This window comes from Streptococcus pseudopneumoniae (assembly GCF_001072315.1).
Classification (GTDB): domain Bacteria; phylum Bacillota; class Bacilli; order Lactobacillales; family Streptococcaceae; genus Streptococcus; species Streptococcus pseudopneumoniae_R.
In genome coordinates, this window is the sequence record NZ_JVLI01000079.1 from 21,112 (window position 1) to 34,318 (window position 13,207).

Below are 13,207 nucleotides of genomic sequence, written 5' to 3' on the forward strand. Positions count from 1 at the left end.
AGTCGATAGGTAGTCTTCGGGCTACTATTGAGCATAAGGAGGTCATAACGCAGGAGCGGACCTTGATGAGTTGTGTGAACCTGCTCATCACATGAAGATGCCTCTTAGTCCCTAGTCTAGCGACTGGGGATTTTTATTTTCCAAAAAATGATGAAAAAGCTTTGCAATTCATGGAAAAAGTAGTATAATACATCTATTATAGAAATTTTTAGAAAATTCCGAAAGAGGTTATTTATGGGATATACAGTTGCTGTAGTCGGCGCGACAGGTGCTGTCGGAGCTCAGATGATAAAAATGTTGGAAGAATCAACACTTCCAATCGATAAAATCCGTTACCTTGCTTCTGCTCGTTCAGCAGGCAAGACTTTGAAATTTAAAGACCAAGATATTACGATTGAAGAAACGACTGAAACAGCTTTTGAAGGAGTTGACATTGCTCTCTTTTCAGCAGGTGGTTCTACATCAGCTAAGTATGCACCATACGCAGTTAAAGCTGGAGCGGTAGTAGTAGATAATACATCTTACTTCCGTCAAAATCCAGACGTTCCTTTGGTTGTTCCAGAGGTCAATGCTCACGCACTTGATGCCCACAACGGGATTATTGCTTGCCCTAACTGTTCAACAATCCAAATGATGGTAGCTCTTGAGCCAGTTCGCCAAAAATGGGGCTTGGACCGTATCATTGTTTCAACTTATCAAGCCGTTTCAGGTGCTGGTATGGGAGCAATTCTTGAGACACAACGTGAACTTCGTGAGGTCTTGAATGATGGAGTGAAACCACATGATTTGCATGCGGAAATCTTGCCTTCAGGTGGTGACAAGAAACACTATCCTATCGCTTTTAACGCTCTTCCACAAATCGATGTCTTCACTGATAATGATTACACTTACGAAGAGATGAAGATGACCAAGGAAACTAAGAAAATTATGGAAGATGATAGCATTGCAGTATCTGCAACATGTGTGCGTATTCCAGTCTTGTCAGCTCACTCTGAGTCTGTTTACATCGAAACAAAAGAAGTGGCTCCAATTGAAGAAGTAAAAGCAGCTATCGCAGCCTTCCCAGGTGCTGTTCTTGAAGATGATGTAGCTCATCAAATCTATCCTCAAGCCATCAATGCAGTTGGTTCGCGTGATACCTTTGTTGGTCGTATCCGTAAAGACTTGGATGCTGAAAAAGGAATTCACATGTGGGTTGTTTCAGATAACCTTCTCAAAGGTGCTGCTTGGAACTCAGTTCAGATTGCAGAAACTCTTCATGAACGTGGCTTGGTTCGTCCAACAGCTGAATTGAAATTTGAATTAAAATAGTCATATCGTTTAGGAGTTCAGATGAACTCCTTCTTTGAAATAGAGAGGTGTTTTCATGTCTTATCAAGATTTAAAAGAGTGTAAAATCATCACAGCCTTTATTACTCCCTTCCACGAGGATGGTTCCATCAACTTTGATGCTATTCCAGCCTTGATTGAGCATTTATTGGCTCATCATACGGATGGGATTCTTCTCGCAGGAACCACTGCTGAGAGTCCAACCTTGACCCACGATGAAGAGTTGGAATTGTTTGCGGCTGTACAAAAGATTGTCAATGGACGCGTTCCTTTGATTGCGGGTGTAGGTACTAATGATACGCGTGACTCTATTGAGTTTGTCAAAGAAGTAGCGGAATTTGGCGGTTTTGCTGCTGGACTTGCTATTGTACCTTACTACAACAAACCTTCTCAAGAAGGAATGTATCAGCATTTTAAAGCCATTGCAGATGCTTCTGACTTACCAATTATTATCTATAATATTCCAGGTCGTGTAGTTGTTGAATTAACTCCAGAAACCATGCTTCGTTTGGCTGACCATCCAAATATCATTGGTGTTAAAGAATGTACTAGCTTGGCTAATATGGCTTACTTGATTGAGCACAAGCCTGAAGAATTCTTGATTTATACAGGTGAGGATGGAGATGCTTTCCATGCCATGAATCTTGGTGCGGATGGGGTTATTTCTGTTGCCTCTCATACAAATGGGGATGAAATGCACGAGATGTTTACTGCCATTGCAGAAAGCGATATGAAGAAGGCTGCAGCTATTCAACGTAAATTCATTCCTAAGGTCAATGCCCTCTTCTCTTATCCAAGTCCTGCTCCTGTTAAGGCAGTTCTGAATTATATGGGATTTGAAGCTGGTCCAACTCGTCTACCTCTTGTTCCAGCACCAGAAGAAGATGCCAAACGCATTATCAAGGTTGTCGTAGATGGCGACTACGAAGCGACCAAGGCAACTGTAACAGGTGTCTTAAGACCAGATTACTAATAAAGACAATAAAATCCATGACCGAATGAACGATCATGGATTTCTTATTTTCCTAAACAGAATTGGCTAAAGAGTTGGGTAATGAGTTCATCAGGAGCAGCATCCCCAGTGATTTCTCCGAGGATTTCCCAAGTACGAGTCAAGTCAACTTGAAGCAGATCAACTGGCATACCTAGTTCCAGTCCTTCATTAACAGCCTGCAAACTTTCAATAGCCTTCTCAATCAAGGAAATATGACGGGCGTTGGACAAGTAGGTTGCATCTTGCTCGACTAGACCAGCATTTTCAAAGAAGAGGTTGTTGATTCTCTCTTCGATTTTATCGATGTTTTGATTTTTAAGAACTGAAATGCGGATGACATCTTCAGGAAGTTCAGAAGTTTCAATCGCTTCAGGCAGGTCAGTTTTGTTAAGAAGAATAATGCGATTAGTCTCTTGACTGATTTCTAGGAGTTGGCGGTCTTGGGAGGTTAGTGGTTCACTGGCATTTAGTACTAGTAGAACTAAGTCAGCTTCCTTGAGGGCTTTTTTCGAACGCTCAACTCCGATTTGTTCCACAATATCATCTGTTTCACGAATACCAGCTGTATCAATCAGTTTGAGAGGAACACCGTTGATATTGACGTATTCTTCGATGACATCTCGAGTAGTACCAGCAATGTCTGTAACGATAGCCTTGTCCTCACGCAAGAGATTGTTGAGGAGGCTGGATTTTCCAACGTTAGGACGGCCGATGATGGCAGTAGAAATTCCTTCACGAAGGATTTTACCGCGACGGGCTGTCCTAAGGAGATTAGTTAGCAATTGCTCAAACTCCATAGTCTTCTCACGGACCACAGCAGTAGTCGCTTCTTCAACATCGTCATACTCAGGATAGTCAATATTAACCTCGACTTGGGCAAGTGTGTTAAGGATTTCTTGACGGGTATTGTTAATGAGTTCAGAAAGGGAACCATCGAGTTGTTTGACCGCAATGTTCATGGCCTTGTCAGTCTTGGCGCGAATGATATCCATGACCGCTTCAGCCTGAGTCAAATCTACGCGACCGTTTAAAAAGGCACGTTTGGTAAATTCACCAGGTTCTGCCAACCGAGCTCCTTCACGGATAGCTAGTTGGAGAATTTCATTGGTCACCGCAATCCCACCGTGGGTGTTGATTTCGATAATATCCTCACGAGTGAAGGTTTTTGGAGATTTCATGGCTCCAATCATGACTTCGTCCATGACTTTACCACTCAGAGGGTCAACGATGTGACCGTAGTTAAGGGTATGGCTAGCAACCTTGGTCAAGTCTTTTCCTTTAAAAATCTTTTGCGCAATAGCAAAACTTTCTGTTCCGCTCAGGCGGACAATACCAATAGCCCCTTCACCTAGTGGAGTAGAGATAGCAGCGATGGTATCAAATTCACGTGTAATCATAATGTTTCCTTTAATAAATGGCTCTTTTCTTGGAAATTTTTCCAAGTCTCTTTTCAAATTGTAACAAATTTGAACTATTTCTTCAATGAATGCTACTTGGAGATTGAAAAAGCCTAAGCAATTCTGCTTAAGCTAGCTTATTTGGTGCGCATTTCCCCTTGTGGGAAATAAGTTCCTTCTGGCATGTCGTTGATGATGACATGGACAGCAGATTGAGGGGCTCCAGTGTTACGGACAATAGCTTCTGTTACTTCCTTAGCAAGAGCTTTCTTTTGCTCGAGCGTGCGTCCTTCAAATAAATCGATGCGTACAAATGGCATAATAGCTTCCTCCACTAGTTTTTGATTTCTTCTATTTTACCACATTTTGCCGTTTAAAGCTTAAGAAAATTATGATATACTAGAATGTAGCAAAAATTTAGAAATGGACGTGAAGCAAGAAACATGGCACAGTTGTATTATCGTTATGGGACCATGAACTCTGGTAAAACGATTGAGATTCTCAAGGTGGCCTATAACTACGAGGAGCAGGGAAAAGGTGTTGTGATTATGACTTCAGCTCTGGATACTCGTGATGGTGTTGGCTATGTGTCGAGTCGAATTGGCATGAAACGCCCTGCCCTTGCGATTGAGGAAACAACTGATATCTTCGGCTATATCCGTGATTTACCAGAAACACCTTACTGTGTGTTGGTCGATGAAGCCCAGTTTCTCAAGCGTCACCATGTTTACGATCTAGCTCGTGTTGTTGATGAGTTAGACATACCTGTCATGGCTTTTGGCTTGAAAAATGACTTTCGCAATGAACTGTTCGAAGGTTCCAAGTATCTCTTGCTTTTAGCAGACAAGATTGACGAAATTAAGACCATCTGTCAGTATTGTAAGAAAAAGGCAACTATGGTTTTGCGTACACAGGATGGACTACCCGTTTATGATGGTGAGCAGATCCAGATTGGTGGAAATGAAACCTATATCTCGGTTTGCCGTAAACATTATTTTGCGCCTGAAATCAATAAGGAGAATGAAGAAAAATGAACATCTATGATCAACTACAAGCTGTAGAAGACCGTTATGAAGAATTAGGAGAATTGCTCAGTGACCCGGATGTGGTCTCTGACACCAAACGTTTTATGGAGCTTTCAAAAGAAGAAGCTTCAACTCGTGATACCGTAACAGCCTACCGTGAGTACAAACAAGTCCTTCAAAACATCGTTGATGCTGAAGAGATGATTAAGGAATCAGGCGGAGATGCGGACTTGGAAGAAATGGCCAAGCAAGAACTCAAAGATGCCAAGGCTGAAAAAGAAGAATACGAAGAGAAATTGAAAATTTTGCTCCTTCCAAAGGATCCAAACGATGACAAGAACATCATCCTTGAAATTCGTGGAGCTGCTGGTGGTGACGAAGCAGCACTTTTCGCTGGAGACCTTCTAACCATGTACCAAAAGTATGCGGAAGCCCAAGGTTGGCGTTTTGAAGTCATGGAAGCCTCTATAAATGGCGTCGGTGGTTTCAAAGAAGTGGTTGCCATGGTTTCTGGTCAGTCTGTATACTCTAAGCTTAAGTACGAATCAGGTGCCCACCGTGTGCAACGTGTCCCTGTGACAGAAAGTCAAGGCCGTGTTCATACTTCGACAGCGACAGTTCTTGTTATGCCAGAAGTTGAAGAAGTTGAATACGACATTGATCCCAAAGACCTTCGTGTCGACATCTACCACGCCTCTGGTGCTGGTGGACAGAACGTCAATAAGGTTGCGACAGCCGTTCGTATCGTTCACTTACCAACCAATATCAAGGTTGAGATGCAGGAAGAACGTACCCAGCAGAAAAACCGTGAGAAAGCCATGAAAATCATCCGTGCGCGTGTTGCTGACCACTTCGCACAAATTGCACAAGATGAACAAGACGCTGAGCGTAAGTCAACGATTGGTACTGGTGACCGTTCAGAACGGATTCGTACTTATAACTTCCCACAAAACCGTGTCACAGACCACCGTATCGGCTTGACTCTCCAAAAACTAGATACTATTTTGTCTGGTAAATTGGATGAGGTTGTGGATGCTTTGGTGCTCTATGACCAAACACAAAAATTAGAAGAATTAAATAAATAATGATATTAGCTCAATTATTTTCAGATTTTGAAGAAGAGTTGATAAGACAAGGAGAGGAAGCTGAAAGCCTCTCTTTTGTCTATCGTGGCCTGAAAAATCTTCCTTTCACAGATTTTGTTTTTGCCCTCCAGAAAGAGGTAACAGAGGAAGAAAAACAATTTGTAAAAGGAATTTTTCAACAGTTAGTAGATCATAAACCAGCACAGTATATCATCGGACAGGCAGATTTTTATGGAATGCAGTTAAAAGTTGATGAGCGGGTTTTGATTCCCCGTCCAGAGACAGAGGAATTAGTCGAGCTTATCCTGGCTGAAAATTCTGAAGAAAATCTTAAGGTCCTAGATATTGGGACAGGTAGTGGAGCTATTGCTCTCGCTCTAGCAAAAAATAGACCAGATTGGTCAGTGACAGCAGCAGATATTTCCCAAGATGCTTTAGATTTAGCTAACGAAAATGCTAAAAATCAAAATCTTCAAATATTTTTAAAAAAATCTGACTGTTTTACAGAAATTTCTGAAAAATATGATATAATTGTTTCCAATCCACCCTATATCTCTCGTGAAGATGAGTCAGAGGTAGGCTTGAATGTTTTGCATTCGGAGCCTCATCTAGCTCTCTTTGCAGATGAGGATGGCCTAGCTATTTACCGTAGAATTGCGGAAGATGCAAAAGACTACCTCAAAGACGGTGGTAAGATTTACCTTGAAATTGGATACAAGCAAGGTCAAAGTGTTCCTGAACTTTTTAGGAAGTATCTTCCTGAAAAACGTGTAAGAGCACTCAAGGACCAATTTGGTCAAGATAGGATGGTCGTGGTTGATGATGGACAGGATTAAACAAGAGTTAGAAAAGGGTGGGGCTGTCGTTCTACCTACAGAGACGGTTTACGGTCTTTTTGCCAAGGCTCTAGACGAAAAAGCAGTTGAACATGTATACCAACTTAAACGTCGACCTAGAGACAAGGCGCTTAACCTCAATGTTGCCTCTCTCGAGGACATCTTGCACTTTTCAAAAAATCAGCCAACTTATCTTCAAAAACTTGTAGAGCCCTTTTTACCAGGTCCCTTGACCATTATCCTTGAAGCCAATGACCGAGTTCCCTATTGGGTCAATTCTGGTCTTGCAACTGTTGGATTTCGGATGCCAAGTCATCCCATTACCCTTGATTTGATTCGAGAGACAGGTCCCTTGATTGGACCGTCTGCCAATATTTCAGGTCAGGCAAGTGGAGTGACCTTTAATCAAATTCTAGAGGATTTTGACCAAGAGGTTTTGGGTTTGGAAGACGATTCTTTTCTAACTGGACAGGATTCAACTATTTTGGATTTGTCTGGAGACAAGGTGAAAATCTTACGCCAAGGGGCCATTAAGCGAGAAGATATTCTTGCTCAGTTGCCAGAGATTTCTTTTGAGGAGGAATGAAATGCTAAGAGATTTACAAGAAACTGATGTGAAAGCTATATGTGACATTAACCAAGATGCTTTGGGCTATTCGTTTAGTCAAGAGGACACAGCTAGTCAACTAGCTAGACTGTCTCAGAATTCCCATCATTTCCTACTTGGATATGAGGATGCAGCCAGTCATGTCTTACTTGGATATGTCCACGCTGAAGTTTACGAATCACTTTATTCCAAAGCAGGATTTAATATTTTAGCTTTAGCAGTTTCACCTCAAGCACAAGGGCAAGGTATTGGTAAAAACTTGCTAAAAGGGTTGGAAGAAGAAGCAAAAAGACGTGGCTATGGGTTTATTCGCTTAAACTCTGCCGATCATCGTCTGGGAGCTCATGCATTTTATGAAAAAGTTGGTTATACTTGTGATAAAATGCAGAAACGGTTTATTCGCATCTTTTAGTTTAATTTTCTAATAAGAAAATAAAACTAATGGACTAGTCACACAATAAAGGAGAAGACCTATGATTTTTGACAAAGATGATTTTAAAGCATACGATGCTGATCTCTGGAATGCTATTGCCAAAGAAGAAGAACGCCAACAAAACAACATTGAGTTGATTGCTTCGGAAAACGTAGTTTCCAAGGCTGTTATGGCAGCTCAAGGGTCTATCTTGACAAACAAATATGCCGAGGGTTACCCAGGACGCCGTTATTATGGTGGAACTGATGTAGTAGACGTGGTAGAAACTCTAGCTATTGAACGTGCAAAAGAAATTTTTGGCGCTAAATTCGCTAATGTCCAACCTCACTCAGGAAGCCAAGCCAACTGTGCAGCTTACATGGCCTTGATTGAACCAGGTGATACCGTTATGGGAATGGATTTGGCAGCAGGTGGACACTTGACCCACGGAGCTCCTGTTAGCTTCTCTGGTCAAACTTACAACTTTGTGTCTTATAGTGTGGATCCTGAAACGGAACTCTTGGACTTTGATGCTATCTTGAAACAAGCCCGAGAAGTAAAACCAAAATTGATCGTAGCAGGAGCTTCAGCCTATTCTCAAATTATCGATTTTTCAAAATTCCGTGAAATTGCTGATGCTGTTGGAGCTAAGCTCATGGTAGATATGGCTCATATCGCTGGTTTGGTTGCTGCTGGTCTTCACCCAAGTCCAGTACCATACGCTCATATCACTACAACAACGACCCACAAAACGCTTCGTGGACCGCGTGGTGGCTTGATTTTGACAAATGATGAAGATCTAGCTAAGAAAATCAACTCAGCTATTTTCCCTGGTATTCAAGGTGGTCCTTTGGAGCATGTTGTTGCAGCTAAGGCTGTTTCCTTCAAAGAAGTTTTGGATCCAGCCTTCAAGGAATATGCTGCCAATGTTATCAAAAACAGCAAGGCTATGGCAGATGTTTTCTTGCAAAACCCTGATTTCCGTATCATTTCTGGCGGAACTGAAAACCACCTCTTCCTAGTTGATGTAACCAAGGTTGTAGAAAACGGAAAAGTTGCTCAAAACTTGCTGGATGAAGTCAATATTACTCTAAATAAAAACTCAATCCCTTACGAAACCTTGTCACCATTTAAGACAAGTGGTATTCGTATCGGATCTGCAGCCATTACTGCACGTGGATTTGGTGAAGAAGAAAGTCGCAAAGTGGCTGAACTTATTATTAAAACCCTTAAGAATGCAGAAAATGAAGCTGTCTTAGAAGAAGTGAGAAGTGCAGTTAAAGAATTAACAGATGCCTTCCCATTATACGAGGACTAAAACTTTTATGGACATTTATATTAAGAAAGCTATTATTCATCAGTTCAGTCCGGATGATACGGAGCTGTTCCTAGCGGATAAGTTTCTCAATATTACTCCAAAAATCGAAGAATACCTGCGTAAAAAAATTGAACGTGTGTATTCAGATGAAGCTAAGACTGGGATTTTCGAAGAAGAAAATCCCTTCTTCAATCACATCACAGACGATTTGTTGGAGACATCAGTAACACTGGCTAATCTCTGGAAAGAAGAGTTCAGTATTTCAGAAAATCTCAAGACTAATGACTTGATTTTTGTGCAATTTTCTAAAGAAGGTATAGAACATTTTGCTTTCTTACGAATTGCCCTGCGGGAGACCTTGACCCATCTCGGAGGAGAGGTTGATAATCCAATCAAGCTGACTCAGAATAACCTGCCTGGATTTGGAACGGGGGCTGATGAGGCCTTAGTGGTCAATCTTCAAAGTCGCAAGTATCATTTGATTGAAAAACGCATCAAGTACAACGGGACTTTTTTGAACTATTTTTCAGATAATCTTCTTGCTGTCGCTCCTAAGATTTCTCCTAAAAAATCTATCAAAGAACTAGAAAAAACGGCACAGCGAATTGCTGAGACTTTTAACACAGATGATTTTCAATTTCAATCTAAGGTCAAATCAGCAATTTTTAACAATCTGGAAGAAAGCAATGAATTGTCACCCGAGAAATTGGCTAATGACCTTTTTGACAACAATCTGACGGCTCGTTTAAGCTTTATTGACCAAGTCAAAGAAGCCGTACCAGAACCAGTCCAGTTTGATGAAATTGATGCCAGTCGTCAGCTTAAAAAATTTGAAAACCAAAAACTCTCCTTGTCAAATGGAATTGAGCTCATCGTTCCCAATAACGTCTATCAAGATGCTGAGTCTGTTGAGTTTATCCAAAATGACAATGGAACCTACTCTATCTTAATCAAAAATATCGAGGATATTCAAAGTAAATAATGTTTAAACGAATTCGAAGAGTGCTTGTACTAGCAGTCTTCCTTTTTGCTGGCTATAAAGCTTACCGCGTGCACCAAGATGTCAAGCAAGTCATGACCTATCAACCTATGGTTCGAGAAATCTTGAGTGAAAAAGACACCCCAGCAAACGAAGAGCTCGTGCTCGCTATGATTTATACTGAAACAAAAGGTAAAGAAGGAGACGTCATGCAGTCTAGTGAGTCTGCAAGTGGTTCCACCAACACCATCAATGATAATGCGTCTAGCATTCGGCAAGGTGTGCAAACTCTGACAGACAATCTTTATCTGGCTCAGAAGAAGGGTGTTGATGTCTGGACAGCTGTTCAAGCCTATAATTTTGGACCTGCCTATATCGATTTTATCGCCCAAAATGGCAAGGAAAATACCCTAGCACTGGCTAAACAGTACTCTCGTGATACGGTTGCTCCCTTGCTTGGCAATACCACTGGAAAGACTTATAGTTATATTCACCCCATTTCCATTTTTCACGGTGCCGAACTCTATGTAAATGGAGGAAACTATTATTATTCTAGGCAGGTTCAACTCAACCTTTACATCATCAAATGTTTCACTCTCTTTTCGACATCTGGCTAGCCCAGGTGTTTTTTTATAAGTTTTCTTTAAGATAGATATATTACTCTAGAAAAGTAAAGGAGGAAATTCCCTATGAGAAAGAAACTCTTTCTGACTAGTGCTGCGGTCTTGTGGGCAGTAACAGCTATGAATAGCGTCCATGCAGCAACAGATGTTCAAAAAGTCATCGATGAAACCTATGTGCAACCTGAATATGTCCTAGGTTCATCACTATCTGAAGACCAAAAAAATCAAACCCTAAAGAAACTTGGCTACAATGCCTCAACAGATACCAAAGAACTCAAAACCATGACACCTGATGTCTATTCTAAAATCATGAATGTGGCCAATGACTCTAGCTTACAATTGTATTCATCAGCCAAGATTCAAAAAATGGGTGACAAATCTCCACTTGAGGTCAAGATTGAAACACCAGAAAACATCACTAAGGTAACTCAGGATATGTACCGAAATGCAGCAGTAACCTTGGGTGTGGAACATGCCAAAATCACTGTAGCAGCACCTATTCCAGTTACAGGTGAGAGTGCCTTAGCCGGGATTTACTATTCTCTAGAAGCTAATGGAGCCAAGGTACCACAAGCCAATAAAGACTTGGCTCAAGAAGAGTTGAAGGCTTTGTCTGATATCAATGCTGAAAACAAGGACAAGTCAGGCTATGATGCTAATAAATTAAATGTTGCCCTAGCCGATATTAAGTCAGGACTTGCCAAAGCTAAAGAAAGCAAGGGAAATCTGACAGAAGAAGATGTCCGTAAAATTGTTGAAGATACTTTAAAAAATTACAAACTTGATCAGGTTATAACAGGAAACCAAATCAATATCATCATCAATTTTGCTTTGAACCTCTCAAAGAGTGATATCCTCAGCAATGCAGACTTCACTAAAACCCTAAATGCCCTTAAACAAAGTATCGTATCACAAGCTGGCGACAGTTTTAAAAATATCAACCTTAACTTTGATGCTGATAAGGCGCTAGAAGAAGGTGGTAATTTCTTAAGCTCCCTCTGGCAAGCCATTGTCAACTTCTTCAAGAGTTTTGGTTCTTAAGCCGTTACAAAAAGGTAGTCAGATTTTTTTAGAAAATTGTTTTATAAATATTCACAAATCTCCTATATTTATGGTAAAATAGAATCATCATTTTATTTTGGAGTCAAAGATGAATATATTTAGAACAAAAAATGTTAGTTTAGATAAAACGGAGATGCATAGGCATTTGAAGTTATGGGATTTGATTTTGCTGGGTATTGGAGCCATGGTAGGAACTGGTGTCTTTACAATTACAGGTACTGCAGCTGCAACGCTTGCTGGTCCAGCCCTAGTGATTTCAATCGTCATTTCTGCCTTGTGTGTAGGATTATCAGCCCTCTTTTTTGCAGAATTTGCTTCACGAGTACCTGCTACAGGTGGTGCCTACAGTTATCTATATGCTATTTTAGGAGAATTCCCAGCCTGGTTGGCTGGTTGGTTAACTATGATGGAGTTCATGACAGCCATATCTGGTGTGGCTTCGGGTTGGGCAGCTTATTTTAAAGGCTTGCTTTCTCAATATGGGATAGCCCTTCCTCAGGCTTTAAATGGTACCTTTAATCCTCAAGCAGGGACATTTGTTGATTTATTGCCTATTCTTGTCTTGGTTCTAGTTACTTCGCTTGTTTTACTTAATGCTAAAGCAGCCTTACGCTTTAATTCTATTCTAGTGATTTTGAAATTTTCCGCTTTAGCTCTCTTTATTTTAGTAGGAATCTGGCATATTAAACTTGACAACTGGAGTAATTTTGCTCCTTATGGTTTTGGACAAATCTATGGTGCTAGTACTGGTATTATGGCTGGTGCGTCCTTGATGTTCTTCGGTTTTTTGGGATTTGAATCCATCTCTATGGCCGTAGATGAGGTCAAGACTCCTCAAAAAAATATTCCTAGAGGGATTGTCTTATCGCTTTCTATCGTAACTATTCTCTATGCCTTGGTGACGCTTGTCTTGACTGGTGTGGTTCACTATAGTCATCTAAATGTCGACGATGCCGTTGCCTTTGCCCTTCGTAGTGTTGGGATCAGTTGGGCAGCCAACTATGTGTCATTAGTTGCTATCTTAACCTTGATTACGGTTTGTATCTCAATGACTTATGCCCTATCGCGTATGATTTACAGTTTAGCGCGTGACGGATTGATGCCTGACACCTTTAAAGAACTAACGAAGACTAGCAAGGTACCAAAGAATGCTACTATCTTGACAGGTCTAGCTTCAGCAGTAGCAGCAGGAATGTTTCCATTAGCTAGTATCGCAGCCTTCTTAAATATTTGTACCTTGTCTTACCTGATCATGCTGGCTTATGGTTTGATTCGCTTACGGAAAGAAAAAGGAATGCCCAAAGCAGGAGAATTTAAAACACCATTGGTACCCTTATTACCAATTTTATCAATCATCATTTGTTTATCCTTCATGTTGCAGTATAATGTGGAAACTTGGATTGCTTTCCTAGTTGCGTTGTTAGTAGGAAGTATTATTTACTTCACTTATGGTTATAAGCATTCTACCATAGAAGAATAATACTCTTCGAAAATCTCTTCAAACCACGTCAGCTTCGCCTTGCCGTATATATGTGACTGA

The 13,207-nt window shown here is 40.8% G+C and carries 14 protein-coding genes; 12 read left to right on the top strand and 2 right to left on the bottom strand.

What is annotated here, in order from left to right:
- Positions 1-234: 234 nt before the first annotated feature.
- Together ADH54_RS03730 and dapA are read left to right on the top strand one after the other, a co-directional pair.
- Positions 235-1,311, top strand: coding sequence for an aspartate-semialdehyde dehydrogenase (locus tag ADH54_RS03730; protein WP_049524093.1), 1,077 nt, complete (start codon positions 235-237; stop codon positions 1,309-1,311).
- 55 nt (positions 1,312-1,366) lie between these two features.
- A complete protein-coding gene (dapA, locus tag ADH54_RS03735) occupies positions 1,367-2,302 on the top strand; it encodes a 4-hydroxy-tetrahydrodipicolinate synthase (protein ID WP_000121606.1) in 936 nt (311 codons plus the stop codon).
- A gap of 44 nt (positions 2,303-2,346) precedes the next feature.
- Here dapA and mnmE read toward each other — a convergent pair whose 3' ends face one another.
- Entirely contained in the window at positions 2,347-3,720 is a 1,374-nt protein-coding gene (gene mnmE / locus ADH54_RS03740) for a tRNA uridine-5-carboxymethylaminomethyl(34) synthesis GTPase MnmE (protein WP_049524094.1), read from the bottom strand.
- A 137-nt stretch (positions 3,721-3,857) separates the two neighbouring features.
- Positions 3,858-4,040 carry a 4-oxalocrotonate tautomerase gene (locus tag ADH54_RS03745; protein ID WP_001117397.1) on the bottom strand — a complete coding sequence of 61 codons (183 nt, stop codon included), beginning with the start codon at positions 4,038-4,040 and terminating at the stop codon, positions 3,858-3,860.
- Between the two features lie 123 nt (positions 4,041-4,163).
- Here ADH54_RS03745 and ADH54_RS03750 point away from each other — a divergent pair, with 123 nt between their 5' ends.
- From ADH54_RS03750 to ADH54_RS03795, 10 genes are all read left to right on the top strand, one after another.
- Positions 4,164-4,754, top strand: a complete 591-nt coding sequence (locus tag ADH54_RS03750) for a thymidine kinase (RefSeq protein WP_049524095.1) — start codon at positions 4,164-4,166, stop codon at positions 4,752-4,754.
- Positions 4,751-5,830 carry a peptide chain release factor 1 gene (gene prfA, locus ADH54_RS03755; protein ID WP_004262425.1) on the top strand — a complete coding sequence of 360 codons (1,080 nt, stop codon included), beginning with the start codon at positions 4,751-4,753 and terminating at the stop codon, positions 5,828-5,830. Before ADH54_RS03750 ends, prfA begins: the two co-directional genes overlap by 4 nt.
- On the top strand, positions 5,830-6,666 hold the full coding sequence (gene prmC / locus ADH54_RS03760; protein WP_049524096.1) for a peptide chain release factor N(5)-glutamine methyltransferase: 837 nt from the start codon (positions 5,830-5,832) through the stop codon (positions 6,664-6,666). The genes prfA and prmC overlap by 1 nt, the downstream gene beginning before the upstream one ends.
- Complete coding sequence (locus ADH54_RS03765) at positions 6,650-7,252, top strand: L-threonylcarbamoyladenylate synthase (RefSeq protein ID WP_049524097.1); 603 nt, start codon at positions 6,650-6,652, stop codon at positions 7,250-7,252. Before prmC ends, ADH54_RS03765 begins: the two co-directional genes overlap by 17 nt.
- 1 nt (position 7,253) lies before the next feature.
- Positions 7,254-7,685 (top strand): GNAT family N-acetyltransferase, encoded by a 432-nt coding sequence (locus ADH54_RS03770; protein WP_049524098.1) that lies wholly within the window; start codon positions 7,254-7,256, stop codon positions 7,683-7,685.
- Positions 7,686-7,746: 61 nt separating this feature from the next.
- Entirely contained in the window at positions 7,747-9,003 is a 1,257-nt protein-coding gene (glyA, locus tag ADH54_RS03775) for a serine hydroxymethyltransferase (protein ID WP_049524099.1), read from the top strand.
- 7 nt (positions 9,004-9,010) lie between these two features.
- Positions 9,011-9,985 carry a nucleoid-associated protein gene (locus ADH54_RS03780; RefSeq protein WP_049524100.1) on the top strand — a complete coding sequence of 325 codons (975 nt, stop codon included), beginning with the start codon at positions 9,011-9,013 and terminating at the stop codon, positions 9,983-9,985.
- Positions 9,985-10,599 carry a cell wall hydrolase Pmp23 gene (gene pmp23, locus ADH54_RS03785; protein WP_023940692.1) on the top strand — a complete coding sequence of 205 codons (615 nt, stop codon included), beginning with the start codon at positions 9,985-9,987 and terminating at the stop codon, positions 10,597-10,599. Before ADH54_RS03780 ends, pmp23 begins: the two co-directional genes overlap by 1 nt.
- Before the next feature lie 72 nt (positions 10,600-10,671).
- Complete coding sequence (locus tag ADH54_RS03790; RefSeq protein ID WP_049524101.1) at positions 10,672-11,646, top strand: DUF1002 domain-containing protein; 975 nt, start codon at positions 10,672-10,674, stop codon at positions 11,644-11,646.
- A gap of 109 nt (positions 11,647-11,755) precedes the next feature.
- The gene (locus ADH54_RS03795; RefSeq protein WP_049524102.1) at positions 11,756-13,147 is read left to right on the top strand and encodes an APC family permease; all 1,392 of its coding nucleotides are present in this window, start codon (positions 11,756-11,758) and stop codon (positions 13,145-13,147) included.
- Positions 13,148-13,207 lie beyond the last annotated feature (60 nt).